16 protein-coding genes are annotated in these 16,653 nt (G+C 50.8%); 15 read left to right on the top strand and 1 reads right to left on the bottom strand.

The features are described from left to right. The first annotated feature begins 123 nt into the window (after positions 1–123). The 15 genes from ACLTOQ_RS09995 (at position 124) to glf (ending at position 16,230) form a co-directional block, all read left to right on the top strand. Positions 124–1,710 (top strand): DUF3794 and LysM peptidoglycan-binding domain-containing protein, encoded by a 1,587-nt coding sequence (locus tag ACLTOQ_RS09995; RefSeq protein ID WP_412319346.1) that lies wholly within the window; start codon positions 124–126, stop codon positions 1,708–1,710. A 90-nt stretch (positions 1,711–1,800) separates the two neighbouring features. Continuing rightward, positions 1,801–2,682: a 4-(cytidine 5'-diphospho)-2-C-methyl-D-erythritol kinase gene (gene ispE / locus ACLTOQ_RS10000; protein ID WP_412319347.1), complete on the top strand. Its 882-nt coding sequence runs from the start codon at positions 1,801–1,803 to the stop codon at positions 2,680–2,682. Further along, positions 2,679–3,368, top strand: coding sequence for a GntR family transcriptional regulator (locus tag ACLTOQ_RS10005; protein WP_021914181.1), 690 nt, complete (start codon positions 2,679–2,681; stop codon positions 3,366–3,368). Before ispE ends, ACLTOQ_RS10005 begins: the two co-directional genes overlap by 4 nt. A 62-nt stretch (positions 3,369–3,430) precedes the next feature. Beyond that, positions 3,431–3,712: a hypothetical protein gene (locus ACLTOQ_RS10010; RefSeq protein WP_021914180.1), complete on the top strand. Its 282-nt coding sequence runs from the start codon at positions 3,431–3,433 to the stop codon at positions 3,710–3,712. After that, positions 3,693–4,532, top strand: a complete 840-nt coding sequence (murI, locus tag ACLTOQ_RS10015; protein ID WP_262586901.1) for a glutamate racemase — start codon at positions 3,693–3,695, stop codon at positions 4,530–4,532. Before ACLTOQ_RS10010 ends, murI begins: the two co-directional genes overlap by 20 nt. A gap of 2 nt (positions 4,533–4,534) precedes the next feature. Further along, positions 4,535–4,969, top strand: a complete 435-nt coding sequence (locus tag ACLTOQ_RS10020; protein ID WP_117960472.1) for a DUF1934 domain-containing protein — start codon at positions 4,535–4,537, stop codon at positions 4,967–4,969. Between the two features lie 211 nt (positions 4,970–5,180). Next, complete coding sequence (locus tag ACLTOQ_RS10025) at positions 5,181–6,908, top strand: ABC transporter ATP-binding protein (RefSeq protein WP_412319348.1); 1,728 nt, start codon at positions 5,181–5,183, stop codon at positions 6,906–6,908. After that, positions 6,908–8,752, top strand: coding sequence for an ABC transporter ATP-binding protein (locus tag ACLTOQ_RS10030; RefSeq protein WP_412319349.1), 1,845 nt, complete (start codon positions 6,908–6,910; stop codon positions 8,750–8,752). The genes ACLTOQ_RS10025 and ACLTOQ_RS10030 overlap by 1 nt, the downstream gene beginning before the upstream one ends. Positions 8,753–8,849: 97 nt before the next feature. Beyond that, positions 8,850–9,287 (top strand): MarR family winged helix-turn-helix transcriptional regulator, encoded by a 438-nt coding sequence (locus tag ACLTOQ_RS10035; RefSeq protein ID WP_412319350.1) that lies wholly within the window; start codon positions 8,850–8,852, stop codon positions 9,285–9,287. A 127-nt stretch (positions 9,288–9,414) separates the two neighbouring features. Next, positions 9,415–10,788 (top strand): 5-bromo-4-chloroindolyl phosphate hydrolysis family protein, encoded by a 1,374-nt coding sequence (locus ACLTOQ_RS10040; RefSeq protein ID WP_412319351.1) that lies wholly within the window; start codon positions 9,415–9,417, stop codon positions 10,786–10,788. 3 nt (positions 10,789–10,791) lie between these two features. Beyond that, on the top strand, positions 10,792–11,964 hold the full coding sequence (locus tag ACLTOQ_RS10045) for a toxic anion resistance protein (RefSeq protein ID WP_021914173.1): 1,173 nt from the start codon (positions 10,792–10,794) through the stop codon (positions 11,962–11,964). Between the two features lie 70 nt (positions 11,965–12,034). Further along, positions 12,035–13,564, top strand: a complete 1,530-nt coding sequence (locus ACLTOQ_RS10050; RefSeq protein ID WP_412319352.1) for a DUF1538 domain-containing protein — start codon at positions 12,035–12,037, stop codon at positions 13,562–13,564. A gap of 211 nt (positions 13,565–13,775) precedes the next feature. After that, positions 13,776–14,456, top strand: coding sequence for a P-II family nitrogen regulator (locus ACLTOQ_RS10055; RefSeq protein ID WP_262586914.1), 681 nt, complete (start codon positions 13,776–13,778; stop codon positions 14,454–14,456). Positions 14,457–14,741: 285 nt separating this feature from the next. Continuing rightward, positions 14,742–15,077, top strand: coding sequence for a hypothetical protein (locus ACLTOQ_RS10060; RefSeq protein WP_021914170.1), 336 nt, complete (start codon positions 14,742–14,744; stop codon positions 15,075–15,077). 25 nt (positions 15,078–15,102) lie between these two features. Beyond that, positions 15,103–16,230 carry a UDP-galactopyranose mutase gene (gene glf, locus ACLTOQ_RS10065; protein ID WP_337427277.1) on the top strand — a complete coding sequence of 376 codons (1,128 nt, stop codon included), beginning with the start codon at positions 15,103–15,105 and terminating at the stop codon, positions 16,228–16,230. Between the two features lie 13 nt (positions 16,231–16,243). On the opposite strand, the gene ACLTOQ_RS10070 is transcribed toward glf, so the two are convergent. Then, a complete protein-coding gene (locus ACLTOQ_RS10070) occupies positions 16,244–16,522 on the bottom strand; it encodes a hypothetical protein (RefSeq protein ID WP_412319353.1) in 279 nt (92 codons plus the stop codon). Between the last annotated feature and the right edge of the window lie 131 nt (positions 16,523–16,653).

Consider the following 16,653-nt stretch of genomic DNA (forward strand, 5'->3'; position numbering starts at 1 on the left):
TCCGCGGATATCATTTGAAAAAAGAATCTCCCTCCCGGCTGCATATCGTCTTTGACGGCAGCATACTGTTAGATAGAACAGCATGTTGTCTGGAAAAGGCGAAGGTGCCCGGGAGGTATTTTTATGGAATTTCTCAAAAAAAGCATACATATGGATCAGATCGGATGTGAGGAACAGACGCAGATTACGCTCGAGGACGACGTCAATATCGCGGACGCAAAGCCGGACGTCTATCAGGTCGTGACGCAGCAGGGGCACGTCGAGCTGGAAGAGGTGCGTGCCTCGGATGGGCATGTGCATGTAAAGGGCGTGCTGCATTTCAATGTGCTTTATCTCGCAGATGAGGAAACGCACCATCCGGCATGCATGGAGGGGGAGCTGGCGTTTGAGGAACAGATTCTGATGGGCAGCGTGTCGGGGACGGATCAGGTACAGGCGCAGGCGATTTTGGAGGATTTAAGCGTCGGCATGATCAATTCCCGGAAGCTTTCGGTGCAGGCACTTTTGCAGATCCGCCTGTTTACAGAGCGGATGAAGCAGCTGGATGTGGCGGTGGGTCTGGACGGCACAGAGCAGATCGAAGTAAAGAAAAAAGACCTGCAGGCGCTGGATCTGATCGTTGCAAAAAAAGATATCCTGCGGGTAAAAAAAGACCTCCTGTTGCCGGGCGGCATGCCGAACATTTTTGCACTGCTGTGGAAATCCTGCCAGATTCGGGAAATGACGTTCCGGGTGCTGGACGGAAAGCTGCAGGCGACAGGCGAGCTTTCGCTGTTTTTCTTTTATGAAGAGGAAAGCGAGACTAAAAAGGCGGTATGGTATGAAACCACTGTGCCGGTGAGCGTTGCCATTGAGTGTCAGGGCGTCCGCGAGGGGATGCTGGAGCAGATCGGCTGCAGCATCGGGCATCTGGAAATCGAAGCGAAGGCGGACGAGGACGGGGAAGAACGCGTGATTTTGCTCGACCTGGTACTGGATCTGGATATTCGGATTTACGAGGAAACGAATCTTTCGATGATTGAGGATCTCTACGGCGTTACGAAGCAGGCGGACGTCGTGAGAGGAAAAGGGCAGTACCGGAGGCTTCTGGTCAAAAATACCGCAAAAACGAGAGTGAACGACCAGTTTTCGATTTCGCCGGGCATGCCGCAGCTTCAGCAGATCTGCGGAAGCTTTGGAGAAGTGTTCGTGCAGGAAATAAAAAAGCAGTCCGACGGCGTGCTCGTAAAAGGGACGGTAAACGTGCAGATTCTGTATGAGTCTGCGGAGGAAGAGGTTCCGTGCGGCTGTCTAAAGGGCGAGCTTGTGTTTGAAGAGCTTCTGGAAACCGCAGAGCCGGTAAAAAATACATGCAGCTGCAGGATCGAGGCGTCGCTGGAACAGCTTTCCGTGCAGGCGCAAAACGAGCAGGAAGCAGAGGTTCGAGCAGTTGTGTGCGTCAAAGGACTGATCTGCGCCGACTGCGAGGAAGAGATCGTGACGGATGCCCTGCTGCGTGCTCCCGACCCGGAAAAGCAGGCGAACCAGCCGGGCATCGTAGTGTATCTGGCGGGCGAGGGCGAGACGCTTTGGGATATCTGTAAAAAGTACGACGTTCCGATGGATGGAATGCGCGAAATGAACAATCTGACGCAGGATGAAATCCGTCCTGGCGATCAGCTCCTGATTGTGAAGGGATATGCAGTTGACAAAGAGATGCAGATTGTATAAAATTAAATACAATCAGTGTATACAAAATGCAGAGGCAGACGGCTTTTCGGATCGCCTGCCTTTTCAACGGAAATGAGGATTGAATTGAAAATGAAAACCTTTCGGATAAAGGCATATGCCAAAATCAATCTCGGGCTGGATGTGCTGCGGCGCAGACCGGACGGATACCATGAAGTCAAGATGATCATGCAGACCGTCGATTTATATGACGATTTGGAATTTACAAAGCTGGCAGAGGATGAGATTCGGATTTTTACCGATAAAGAAGAGCTTCCGGCGGATCAGGGCAATCTGATCTGGCGGGCGGCAGCGCGGATGAAGGAGCTGTATCAGATCTCAGAGGGCGTGAGCGTGAAGCTGACGAAGCGGATTCCGATTGCGGCTGGCATGGCAGGCGGCAGCGCAGATGCAGCGGCGACCATTCATGCGATGGATGCGTTGTTTTGTCTCGGACTTTCCCTGGAAGAAAAACAGAAAATCGGCGTAAAGCTCGGCGCGGATATCCCGTACTGCCTGATGGGCGGCACGGCGCTTTCGGAGGGCATCGGAGAAATCCTGACAAAGCTGCCGGACGTCCCGAAGGCGAAGCTTGTGATCGCAAAGCCCGATCTGGATGTTTCGACGAAATTTGTCTATGAAAATCTGCATGCAGACAGCCTGCAATATCATCCCGACATCGACGGAATGGTTGCGAGCATCGAAAAAGGCGACCTTTGCGGCATCACAGACCGGATGGGAAATGTGCTTGAGACGGTTACCTGCAAGCACTATCCGGTGATCGAGCAGATGAAAGGGATTTTAAAGGAGCACGGTGCGGTCAATGCGCTGATGAGCGGCAGCGGCCCTACCGTATTTGGTATTTTTACAGACGATCAGAACGCAAAAGAGGCGTATGAGGCGATGCAGGAGGCAGGTCTTGCCAGACAGCTGTTCCTGACAGGATTTGCCGACGGCAGAGGGAGAGAAGAATGAAAGAATTTGAAGCAAATAACGAAAATGATTACCTGCCCCTGCGGGACGTGGTGTTCAATACGCTTCGGACGAGTATTCTGACCGGTGAGTTAAAGCCGGGGGAGCGCCTGATGGAAATTCATCTGGCGGATAAGCTCGGAGTGTCCCGGACGCCGATCCGCGAGGCGATCCGCAAGCTGGAGCTGGAGGGGCTCGTTACGATGATTCCAAGACGCGGCGCAGAGGTGGCGCAGATCACGGAAAAGAACCTGCGGGACGTTTTGGAGGTGCGCCGGGCGCTGGACGCGCTGGCGGTAGAGCTGGCATGCGAGCGCATCACGGAAGATGAGCTTGCAGAACTGAAAAAAGCGTGCGAGAACTTCGAACTGGAAACAAAGCGCGGCAACGCCAACCAGGTTGCACAGGCGGACGTGGAGCTGCACGATATTATTTTAAAGGCGAGCGGAAACGAGCGGCTGATGCAGATGATCAGCAAGCTTTCTCAGCAGATGTACCGCTACCGCCTGGAATATGTCAAGGACGAGGCAAACTACAAACGCCTGATCGCAGAGCACCGCGTGATCTACGAGGCGATCCGCGACCGCGACAGACAGACTGGAGCAGAGGCGATCAAAAACCATATTGACAATCAGGAAAAGGCTGTGATCCGGATGATTACATCGGCGTCCGGGAAGACAAAACGCTGACCGGGTGTATAACCGGCGCGCGGATGGGTATGCTCTTTCGAAACAGAGAAGGGAGAAAGAGTATGCAGAAGAAACCGCGCGCCGGTATTTTATTTTTGACAATTATGATGTTATGGGGGATAATATACCCACAGTATGCATTTACGGAAGAAATGTATGAGACAGTGCAAAGCGCTGACGCAGCGGATGGCAGCGACAAAACCGCTGTAGCTGCGGGCAGGGACTGCCTGCGGGATTACCGCCGGATTCTGACTGCGGCGCCTGGGGAGGTATCGGTGCGCTTTGCAATCGTCGATCAGATAGAAGAGTGGTTTGGAGAAAAAGATGAAAACAGTACAGGATAAAAATCTGCTGGAAATGCCCATCGGCGTATTTGATTCCGGCATGGGCGGTCTGACTGTGATGCGTGAGATCATGCGTCAGATCCCCAATGAAAAGGTGATTTATTTTGGAGATACGGCGAGAGTTCCCTATGGAAGCAAGTCAAAGGAGACGGTGACACGCTTTTCCAGGCAGATTGTCCGTTTTTTGCAAAGCAAACAGGTCAAGGCAATTGTTGTCGCCTGCAATACGGCGAGCGCCTATGCGCTGAATGATCTGGAAAGGGAAATCGATATTCCAATCATCGGCGTGGTAAAGCCGGGCGCAAAGGTTGCAGCGGAGGTAACCCGCAACGGACAGGTCGGCGTCATTGCGACGGAAGGGACCATCAGCAGTAATATTTATACAACTTACATCCGCCAGCTTCGGCCGGAGGTACAGGTAACCGGCAAGGCGTGCCCATTGTTTGTGCCTCTGGTAGAAGAAGGACTCTGGCAGGATCCGGTGACGGACGAGATTGCAAAACGTTACTTAAGCAGCTTAATCGATACCGGAATCGACACTCTGATTCTTGGCTGCACCCATTATCCGCTGATCCGTTCCACGGTCGCAAAGGTGATGGGCGACCATGTGACACTGGTAAACCCGGCGTATGAGACGGCTCGGGAATTAAAAGAGCTTTTGATGGAAAAAGGGTTATTCAATCCGGTTCCGCCGCAGCTTGGGACAAATAAATACGAGTTTTTTGTCAGTGACGGCGCGGAGAAATTTGTCCATTTTGCCAATTCAATTATCAAATACGGCATTTTGGGCGCGAAAGTAATACAGATAGAGGATTATTGAGCATGACAAAGGATGTAGTGATATCCGTCCGCGGTCTGCAGGTGATGGACAACGAATCTGCGGAGGACATCGAGACGGTACAGCAGGGCGAATATTTTGAACGAAACGGCAGCATTTTTTTATTGTATGACGAATATTATGAGGGCTTTGACGAGCCGGTCAAAAATGTCATGAAAATCAGGGGAAACGAAATGACTCTGACCAAACGCGGCATCATCAACGTCCAGATGAACTTTGAGGCGGGCAAAAAGAACCTGACCCGTTACCAGACGCCCTACGGTGTAATGATGATCGGGCTGGACACCAGCCGCGTCGTCTGTCTGCAGGAAGAAAAAAGCCTTGCGATAGAAATTGATTATACGCTGGAAGCAAACTACCAGTACGTTTCGGATTCCAAAATCCGGATCATGGTACGGGAGAGAAAACAGCAGGCATAAAATGCGTCCCTGCGTCGGCACGCATTCAACAGCGTGCTGTGCAGGGGCTTTTATTCATGACAATAGAATGCTCGCAGAGCATGCATTCTATTGTTGAAAGAAAACCAATTGACAATTCGAAATGATGCGCCTACAATATTTGCATATGCAAATATTGTAGGCGCATTTTTTGCACACGCAAAAATTCGTCTGACCACGGAGGAAAGCAATCATGCTGAAGGAACTGTTTTCTTATATGAAGCAATACAAAAAGTATGCCTGGATCAGTCTGGTCTGCATTGCGGTGGAATGTATCTTCGAGCTGGTTATTCCGCTGATTATGGCGGACATGGTGGATGTCGGAATCGCTAACGGGGATCAGGACTATATTTTGCATAAGGGGCTGGTGATGATAGGCTGTGCAGGGCTGGCACTGGTGCTGGGGATCTGCAGCGCACGGTTCTGCGCACTGTGCGGTCAGGGCTTTGGGGCGAATCTGCGGGAAGCAGAGTACCGCAAGCTGCAGAGCTATTCCTTTTCCAATATCGACCATTTTCAGGTGTCATCACTGGTAACCCGCCTGACCAGCGATGTGACGGTGATCCAGAATTCAGTTTCAACGGGGATCCGTCCGCTGTGCCGTGCACCGGTCATGCTGTTTATGGCCACAGGCTCGGCGTTTGTGATCAACGCGCGTCTGGCACTTGTTTTTTTGGTGGCGCTGCCGGTGTTAGGATTTTTGCTGTTTGAGATCGTCAGTCATGTCGGACCTTTGTATACAAAGATGCAGACCGGCATCGACCGCGTCAACCGCATTGTGCAGGAAAATCTGACAGCTGTGCGCGTCGTCCGTTCCTATGTCAGAGAAAATTACGAGCAGGCAAAGTTCGATGAAGCAAATCTTGCCCTTCGTACAGAATCCGAAAAAGCCTTCGGCTTATCTTCTATGAATATGGCAGCGATGCAGTTTGTCATGTATGGAACGATCTTGGCGATCCTGTGGTTTGGCGGCAGCTCTATCCGTACCGGAAAGATGCAGGTTGGGGAGCTGACCGGCTTTTTGAGCTATGTGCTGCAGATCTTAAACTCCCTGATGATGCTGTCGAACGTTTTTATGATGCTGACCCGTTCGATGGCGAGCGGAACCCGAATTCTCGAGGTTTTGAACGAAAAGGTGGAGATCACGGAGGAAAAGGCACGTCCGGTCAGCGTGAAAAAGGGCGCGATCCGTTTCGACCATGTATTTTTTCAGTACAGCAAAAACGCGGAGGAATATGTGCTTTCGGACATTTGTCTGAATCTGGAAGCCGGACAGACGATCGGAATTATCGGTCAGACTGGTGCAGCAAAATCGACCCTCGTGCAGCTGATTCCGCGCCTGTACGAGGCGACAAAGGGCTGTGTGTATGTAGACGACGTGCCGGTGCAGGAATATCCGCTGGAGCATCTGCGGGATGCGATTGCCATGGTGCTGCAGAAAAATACGCTGTTTTCCGGGACGGTACGGGATAATCTTCGCTGGGGCAAAGAGGACGCGACGCAGGAGGAAATCGACGAGGCGTGTCGGATCGCCTGTGTGGATGAATTTATCGACCGGCTGGATAACGGCTATGATACAGAGCTTGGACAGGGCGGTGTGAACGTGTCCGGAGGACAGAAGCAACGGCTCTGCATTGCGCGCGCGATCTTAAAGCAACCGAAGGTACTGATTTTGGACGATTCGACGAGCGCAGTGGACACGGCAACGGAAGCAAAGATCCGGGAAGGTCTAAAAGCAAAGCTCCCGGAGATGACGAAAATTATTATCGCACAAAGGATTTCTTCTGTACGCAGTGCCGATCAGATTGTCATTTTGGACGATGGAAAAATAAACGCGGTCGGCACCCATGAGCAGTTGCTTGCAGAGAACCGGATTTATCAGGAAATTTATCATTCCCAACAGGAAGGAGGTGCTCTGTAATGGCAAAATATGTCGGCTATAAGCGCCCGAAAAATACGAAAAAAGCCATGAAAAATCTGCTGAGATATCTTGGATATCACAAGTGGCTGTTGCTTTTAGTTGCAGTTTTGGTAGCGATCAGCAGTGGGGTGAGCATTGCAGGCACTTATCTTATCCGCCCGGTCATCAATGATTACGCGATCCCGGGGGATATTCCGGGACTGATCCGGATGATGCTTGCGATGGGGATCCTGTATTTGTGCGGTGTGTGCGCGACCTTTGCCTATAACCGGCTGATGGTGCACACATCCCAGCAGGTAGTGACGGAAATCCGGAGAGATCTGTTTGCCCATATTCAGAAGCTGCCGCTGGCCTATTTTGATGCGCACACCCACGGGGAGCTGATGAGCCGTTTTACAAACGATGTCGATACAGTACAGGAAGCATTAAACGGCACGTTTTCCATGCTGATCCAGAGCTTTTTGATACTGACAGGAACCCTCAGCATGCTGTTTGTTTTGAGTGCGCGTCTGACACTGATCGTATTACTGTTTTTAGCAGCGAGCGGATTTTTTATCTGGTACAATGGAAAACGCAGTAAAAAATATTTCAACGCACAGCAGGAGGCACTGGCTGCAGTCAACGGCTTCGTGGAGGAAATGACTGCGGGGCAGAAGGTGGAGAAGGTATTCAATCATGAAAAGCAGGATCTTGAAGAATTTTTAGTGCGAAACGAAAAGCTGCGCAAAGCCTCTACCAACGCCCTGACCTGGTCCGGTATGCTGGTTCCGGTCAATGTCAGCATGTCCTACTTCAACTATGGAGTTTCTGCGGCAGCAGGCGGTATATTTGCACTGACCGGACACATGGATCTTGGAACCCTTGCCTCTTATCTGGTTTATGTGCGTCAGAGCGCGATGCCCTTAAATCAGTTTACAAACCAGTTCAACTTTCTTCTGGCGGCTCTCTCCGGTGCAGAGCGGATTTTTGACCTGATGGAGCAGGAGCCGGAAATCGACGAGGGAACAGTAACTCTTTGTCCGGTTGAGGTCAGGATGGACGGTTCCCTGAAGGAGACAGAAAACTATACCGGAAGCTTTGCCTGGAAAGATGCAGACAGCCTGACTTTATTGCAGGGTGATGTGCGGTTTCATCAGGTTGTATTCGGATATACGGAAGAACATAAAATATTGGATGGCATCAGTCTGTTTGCAAAGCCGGGACAGAAGATCGCCTTTGTCGGTTCGACAGGCGCAGGAAAGACAACGATTATTAACCTGATCAACCGATTTTACGAAATCCAGAGCGGGACGATCACCTACGACGGCATCGATATTCGCAGGATCAAAAAGGATGACTTGAGGAAATCGCTGTCGATGGTGATTCAGGATACTCATTTGTTTACCGGAACGATCGCGGAGAATATCCGTTACGGACGGCTCAATGCAACAGAGGACGAGGTCAGGGCGGCTGCGAAAATCGCGAATGCTGACTCCTTTATCCGTCGTCTGCCCAAGGGGTATGACACGATACTGCACAGCGACGGCAGCAATCTATCCCAGGGACAGAGACAGCTGCTTGCGATTGCCCGGGCAGCAATTTCCCGGCCGCCGGTGCTGATCCTGGATGAAGCCACCAGCTCCATCGACACGAGAACGGAGCGGCTGATCGAAAAAGGCATGGATCGCCTGATGGAAAACCGTACCGTTTTTGTCATCGCACATCGGCTTTCAACGGTGCGAAACTCAAAGGCAATTCTTGTGCTGGAAAAGGGCACGATCATCGAGCGCGGAGACCACGAGGAGCTGCTGGGGCAAAAGGGTCGCTACTATCAGCTGTATACCGGACAGTTTGAACTGGAGTAATGCCTACGGTGCTGGTTGTACGTGTTGCAGTTTCTCTGCGCGCACTTGACACAAACTCGACATGCGCAAAAAAACGTGCGCAGAAATGAGGGAATATATGGAAAAAGATATCAGACAGAGTCTGCAGGAGCATATTTTCAGACTGGAAAACCGGCGCAGGGAACTGATGCGTCCGGAATATTTACGGCTGGGGCTGACGATCGGGCAGGGACAGCCGCGGATTTTGATGTATCTTTTGACAGAAGACGGCTGTAGTCAGCGGGAAATTGCAGAGAACTGTCACCTCGATGTGACGACGCTCTCGCGCACGCTGGACCGGCTGGCGGAAAAAGGGCTTTTGGAGCGGCGTATCAATCCACAGTCGCGTCGGGAGTGCCAGATCTTTCTGACAGAGGAGGGAAGGAAGACGGCAGCAGAGGTCTGCAGCTGCTTTCGCGAAACGGAAAAAAAGATGTGCAGCGGGCTGACTGAAAAAGAACTGGAAGCGCTGGATGCCGGATGCTGCCGGATGCTGGAAAATTTGACCGAAGCCTGAAGAAAACTGGAATCTTAATAAAAAGTTTATACACATATCCGCCGCCAATGTTTTACAAGGCGGCGGATTTATGATATCCTGAGAGCAGATGCGAATTTAGGGCAATCGGAATGGATTGGAGCAGGATATGAGCGACAAACAGGATTTTTCGGAAATTGGAGACAGAATCAAGGATGCAGTACAGGATGCGGTAAATTCAGGTGACTTCGGACAACTAAACCATGTCATCAATGATTCCGTAAACGGAGCGCTGGATGAGGTGCGCTGGCAGGTCAATCAGGCGCACGAACGGGTTTATAAGCGAACGGACAAAACCGTGGAATACAAATCCGCCAAGCGCAGTATCGCTTCTTCCTACAGCACATCGCAGTCGCCCTACAGACGACAGATGGAGCAGAAGCAGCGTTATACGACGGCAAAGCAGTATCAGCGCCCGGACGGCACGATCATTTATAAGAACACCATCAACGTGCCGCAGATTTTTGTAAAAAAGGGTAAAGTCAGTGGTGTTTTATTGAGCGTATTTGGAGGAATCGGGCTTGGAACCTTCGGGCTGACCGCACTGATCATGGCGATCATTTGGGCAGCAACCTCCAGCGCGTCTCTGGGTGGGATGACCATATTGTTCGGTCTTATGGCAGCAGCCTGCGGAGGTGTATTAAAACGCGGCGGAGGACTCTGCAAACGGCTTGGAAGAGCAGAACGATATCTGAGGCTTGCAGGGGAGGAAATGTATATCCGAATTTCTGAGCTTTCTGAAAAAACCGGATGGACTCCAAAGAAGCTGGGACGGGATATTCGGACGATGATCGAGAGCGGCATGTTCCCGGAAGGACACATGGATGAGAAAAACGATATTTTTGTCATCGATGACGAAACATGGGAGCAGTATCTCGAGGAAAAAGAAGAATATGAACAGCAACTTGCGGAAAAAAAGCGCAAAGAGCTGACAGCGGACGTCGGGCAAAGTGCTGGCGGAGCAAACCGTGCAGATGGCAAGGCTGCCGGACAGAACCAGACAGCTGATGGTGCGGCGGCGCACAGCGAGGAAGCGCTGACAAAAGAGGCGCAGATCGAAAAAGACGGTCAGGCCTACATGGAGCGGCTTCGGGAGTTAAACATCCAGATCCCGGGAGAGGTGATTTCCAACAAGCTTTACAAGCTGGATTATCTGCTGAAGCGGATTTTTCAGACGCTTCGGGAGCATCCTGAGAAGAGTGACCAGATGCGGCGGTTTATGGAGTATTATCTTCCTACGACGGTCAAGCTTGTGGAATCCTATGCAGAATTTGACAGCGCCGGGGTTGAGGGCGAGAACATCCGCACCGCTAAGGAAGAGATCGAAAAGACGATGGATACGATTAACGAAGCGTTTGAAAAGCTTCTGGATGATCTGTACCAGAACGCGGCATTTGAAGCGTCCGCAGATGCAAGGGTGCTGAAAACAGTGCTGGCGCAGGACGGGTATATGAAGAGTGATTTTGAAAAACAGGAGGAGTAACCGATGAACGAAGATATGGAAAAGATGCTGCAGGAAGCGCCTGCGCCGACCCTGACTCTGGAGCCTTTTGCAGAGGAAAAGGAAGAACCGGCAGTTGTGGAAAAAGAAGAAGCGGTGCAGCCGGTTGATGAAAAAGAAAAAATAAAGGCGATTTTAACTCCCCAGGAACAGAAGCAGGTTGATGCGTTTGTCAAGCAGATCGACATCACGAATTCCCAAATGGTGCTGCAGTATGGCGCAAGCTCCCAGAAGAAGATCGCAGATTTTTCAGAATCAGCTCTGGGCAACGTCCGGACAAAGGATCTTGGCGAGATCGGCAACGAGCTGACCGCCGTTGTGAACGAATTAAAGAGCATCGAGGACGGTGACGAGGAAAAGGGCTTCCTCGGACTGTTCAAAAAAGGCGGCAATAAGATCGCAAATATGAAAGCAAAATATGCCAAAGCAGAAGTTAATGTGGATAAAATTTGTAAGGTGCTGGAAGGACACCAGATTCAGCTGCTGAAGGATGCGGCAATGCTGGATCAGATGTATCAGCTGAATCTCACCTATTATAAAGAGCTTTCCATGTACATCCTTGCCGGAAAAGAAAAGATCCAGCAGGTAAAGGAGCAGGAGCTTCCGGAGCTGATCAAACGCGCAGAAGAAAGCGGACTGCCGGAGGACACGCAGAAGGCGAAGGATTTGGCAGAGCTGTGCAATCGTTTTGAGAAAAAGATTTACGACCTGGAGCTGACGCGGACGATTTCCATGCAGATGGCGCCCCAGATCAGACTGATCCAGAGCAACGATACTGCAATGTCTGAAAAGATCCAGTCCACGCTGGTCAACACGATTCCGCTCTGGAAGAGCCAGATGGTGCTGGCGATTGGCGTCGAGCATTCCGCGCAGGCAGCCAAGGCACAGCGTGAAGTGACGGATATGACCAATACCCTGCTGAAAAAGAATGCGGAAACCTTAAAGCTTGCAACCGTTGAGACGGCAAAAGAGTCTGAACGCGGTATCGTAGATATTGAAACGTTAAAGCAGACGAACGAAACTCTGATCTCCACGCTGGATGAAGTGCTGCAGATTCAGGAAGATGGCAGAAACAAACGCCGCGAAGCGGAAGCAGAGCTGACACAGATCGAAACAACTATGCGCAACAAACTGATGGAGATGAGCAGAACGAAATAAAATAGAATGCGCGCTCTGTGAGCATTCCAGCATTCCATTGCCAGAAATAAAGGAAAGGTCAGGTGGCTGTTTGGGAATCCGAAAAAAACTGAAAGAAAAGCTGAAGGAGGCGCTGCAGGCAGTGCTGCCCATCATCGGGCTGGTGCTGCTGCTATCCTTTACGATTGCGCCGATTTCTCCGAGTATTTTGCTGTGTTTTCTGATTGGAGGGATATTGCTGATCGCCGGAATCGTGTTTTTCACGCTTGGCGCGGAGCTTGCAATGTCCCCGATGGGAGAACGGGTCGGCACGGCGATGACACAGTCCAAAAAGCTGTGGGTCGTTGTGGCGCTGTCTTTTTTGCTGGGCTTTATTATTACAATATCTGAACCGGATCTGCAGGTGCTTGCACAGCAGGTTCCGGCTGTTCCGAATCTGACATTGATTCTCGCAGTTGCCTGCGGAGTCGGTGTGTTTCTTGTGGTGGCGCTTCTCCGTATGCTGTTCAGCATCGCGCTGCCCCCTTTGCTTGTCTGCTTCTATGCGGTGATTTTTATTCTCGCGTTTTTTGTTCCCAAAGAATTTTTGAGCGTAGCGTTCGATTCCGGCGGTGTGACCACGGGACCGATGACGGTGCCGTTTATTATGGCGCTGGGCGTTGGTATTTCTGCAACGCGAAGCGACCGCCATGCAGCGGATGACAGCTTCGGTCTGGTTGCGCTGTGTTCGATCGGTCCGATCCTGGCAGTCATGATGTTGGGGTTGATTTACAATCCGGACAGCGCGGCGTATACGCCTCCTGTAATCCCGGAAATCGCAGATTCAAAGCAGTTGTGGAACCTGTTTGCGGTAGAGCTTCCCACATATATGAAAGAAATCGCACTGTCCCTGCTTCCGATTGTGCTGTTTTTTGCAGTGTTCCAGGCATTGATCCTGAAGCTTTCGGGCAGAAACCTGACGAGAATCCTGATCGGTCTGGTTTATACCTATATCGGTCTGGTACTGTTTTTGACCGGCGTAAACGTCGGCTTTATGCCGGCGGGCAACTATCTGGGACAGGTGCTGGCGGGGCTTTCCCATCCGTGGGTAATTGTGCCGATTGCGATGGTGATGGGTTACTTCATCGTAAAAGCGGAGCCTGCCGTTTATGTCCTGAACAAACAGGTTGAAGAAATCACGGACGGCGCGATCCCGGCGCGTGCAATGGGTACGGCGCTTTCCGCAGGTGTGGCGATCTCCCTCGGAATTGCGATGATCCGCGTGCTGACCGGCATTTCAATTCTCTGGATTCTAATTCCGGGCTATACGATCGCCCTTGTGATCTCGTTTTTTGTACCGAAAATCTATACGGCGATCGCATTTGACTCCGGCGGTGTTGCTTCCGGACCCATGACGGCGGCATTTCTGTTGCCACTGGCACAGGGGGCGTGCGTGGCGCTCGGCGGTAACATCGTAACGGATGCGTTTGGCGTAGTAGCGATGGTTGCGATGACGCCGCTTATCACGATTCAGGTGATGGGGCTGTATTCCAAACTGGCAGAAAAGAAAAAGACAGCAGCGGTTCCTACGCCTGCCTATGCCTTCGACCTGCTGGATGACGATGCAATCATTGAGCTGTAATACGCGCGGGGAGCGCGTATTACAGCGATGGCAGCACGGAGAGGCAGGAAGGAAGCAGAGGATATAGGAGCGCCGTGCTGCAGAGAACATACGCGCGGGGAGCGCGTATTACAGCGATGGCAGCACGGAGAGACAGGAAGAAGGCAGAGGATTTAGGAGCCCCGTGCTGCAGAGAATATACGCAGCGCAACGCTGCGGAATGTGAGGATAAATGAGCGAATTATATTTAATGGTTACGATCAGTGACCGGAATTTTCACCGCCGGCTTCTGGCGTTTTATAAAGAATACGGCGTGACTGTGACGATGGTGACGCTGGGCAGGGGAACGGCGACGAGCGAGGTGCTGGATTCTTTCGGCCTGGAAGCGGCGGAAAAAGCAATCCAGTTTGCGTTCGTGACAGGCAGGGAATGGAAGGAAATCCGCAGCGGGCTGGAAAAGCGGCTGAAAATTGATATCCCCGGAACCGGAATCGCCTTTGTGATTCCCGTCAGCAGCATCGGCGGAAAGAAGCAGCTGCAGTTTCTGACGGAAGGGCGTGGATTTGAAAAAGGAGAGGAAAGCACATTGAAGGACACAAAGTATGAACTTCTGGTAGTGGTGGCGAATCAGGGCTACACGGAATATATCATGGAAGCGGCGCGCAGCGCGAACGCGGCGGGCGGAACGGTCATTCATGCAAAGGGAACCGGCATGCAGAAAGCGGAGCAGTTCCTCGGTTTTTCTCTTGCAACCGAAAAAGAGATGATCCTGATTGTCGTCAAGAACTGTGACAAAAATGCAATTATGAAAGCGATCATGGAAAAGGCGGGGCTGGAAAGCAAGGCAAAGTCGATCGTTTTTTCGCTTCCAGTGACGGAAACCGCCGGAATGCGGCTGGTGGAAGACGAATAAAAGAAACTTTAAACCTGCCCTGGATAGTAAGTTTGCACAGAAAAATGGTCTGGGTTTTGTATGATATATTTACAAAAGAAAATTGACAAAGCGAAGAAATTACAGTAAAATATCGATTAGTTGTAGGGAAGAATAAGAGAGGGGGGCTCTCTTTCTCTAAGAAGGAATTTATAATTTTGAGAAGAGAGTGTTGCAACACGCGATGCCGTTGTGTACAATAGAACGGTGAGCCCATAAGTCAATTCATGACAAGATGATTTACGAAACAACAATGGAGGGAAAGAAATGACGAAGGCACAAATTCTGAAAAAGGAAATTTTAAGTCAGTACAGAAGTGTAAGACAGTTTGCGATGGATATGCAGATTCCTTACAGCACATTGGTAACGGCGCTGGAGAGAGGCATCGATGGCATGGCATATGGTACCGTAATCAAAATGTGCAATAAGCTGAACTTAAATCCAGTGGACTTCAGCTCTTTGGAAAGAGACACCACCATCAGCGAGCAGCTGCTGGAGAACCGTGTCATGCAGGCATATGTAAAGCTGAACCAGGAAGGACGTGACAAGGTCATGGATCTGATGGAAGACTTTGGGCAGATTAAAAAATACAAAGCGAAATAATCGCTGACAAAGCAGGAGACAAAGTATGCACTATGATTATCTGATTGCAGGAGCTGGGCTCTTCGGCGCTGTATTTGCACATGAGATGCACAAACAGGGACGTAAGGTTCTGGTAGTGGAGAAGAGAGATCATATTGCCGGGAATATTTATACGGAAAAGGTTATGGGCATCAACGTACATCGGTATGGTGCCCATATTTTTCATACTTCCGATGAAGAAGTTTGGAATTATGTAAACCAGTATGCCCGGTTCAACCACTATGTCAATTCTCCGGTTGCAGTTTATCGGGATGAACTCTATAACCTTCCTTTTAATATGAACACATTCAGCCGGATGTGGAATATTAAGACGCCGAAAGAGGCGAAGAAAATCATCGCAAAGCAGACCGGAGAGTTTGCCGGGATTACGCCGCAGAACCTGGAAGAGCAGGCACTGCAGCTTGCGGGACGCGACGTTTATGAAAAGCTCATCAAGGGCTATACGGAGAAGCAGTGGGGACGTGACTGCAAAGACCTTCCGGCGTTTATTATCCGCCGCCTGCCACTTCGGTTTACCTATGATAACAACTATTTTAATGACCGTTTTCAGGGAATCCCCGAGGGTGGTTATACGCAGATTGTTGAGAAACTGTTGGAAGACATTCCGGTTCTGACCGGTGTTTCCCTTCAGGAATACCAGACAGCCAATGCGGCCAGGACTGCAGACGAACAGGACAGCTGGGACAGACTGCTCTATACCGGTATGATCGACGAGTATTATCATTATCGCCTCGGGACGCTCGAATACCGTTCCCTGCGGTTTGAAACCGAAGAGCTTCCGGAAGAGGATAACTATCAGGGCAACGCAGTTGTCAACTACACGGAACGCGAGGTTCCTTACACCCGCATCATCGAGCACAAGCATTTCGAGTTCCAGACCGGAGAAGGAACCGTCATCACGAGAGAGTATCCCGCGACCTGGAAAAAGGGTGACGAACCGTACTATCCGATCAACGATGAGAAAAACGGCGCACTCTATGCGCAGTATGCAGAGCTTGCGAAGAAGGAAGCAAATGTCCTGTTCGGCGGACGCCTGGGACAGTATAAATATTATGATATGGATAAAGTTATCCGGAGTGCACTGGACATGGTAAAAGAGGAGCTGGCACGATAAGTCCTTCCTGTGTTTACCGCGCCATTCGCAAAACGCATCTTCGATGCTCGCCGCGCTGGCTGCGCCATCGCTCCTTTTGCTCATAGAGAGGCGCTTCCTTCGTGTCCTGCGTCAGACGAATTTTCATGCAAGCATGAAATTCGCTTGCAGGCGCATTCCAGGAGGTTACGAAACAGTTTACCGCGCCATTCGCAAAAACGCATCTTCGATGCTCGCCGCGCTGGCTGCGCCATCGCTTCTTTTGCTCATAGAGAGGCGCTTCCTTCGTATCCTGCGTCAGACGAATTTTCATGCAAGCATGAAATTCGCCCGTCGCAGGATACGAGTAAACTGTGTAAAAATGTATTGACGAAAGGCCTCAGTTTATGGTATAGTCGAAAGGCAAGATAGATCTGAGGTCTTTTTTTTGTGCGCAAATTTTGA

Source organism: Gallintestinimicrobium sp. (assembly GCF_046968865.1).
Classification (GTDB): Bacteria; Bacillota; Clostridia; order Lachnospirales; family Lachnospiraceae; genus Gallintestinimicrobium; species Gallintestinimicrobium propionicum.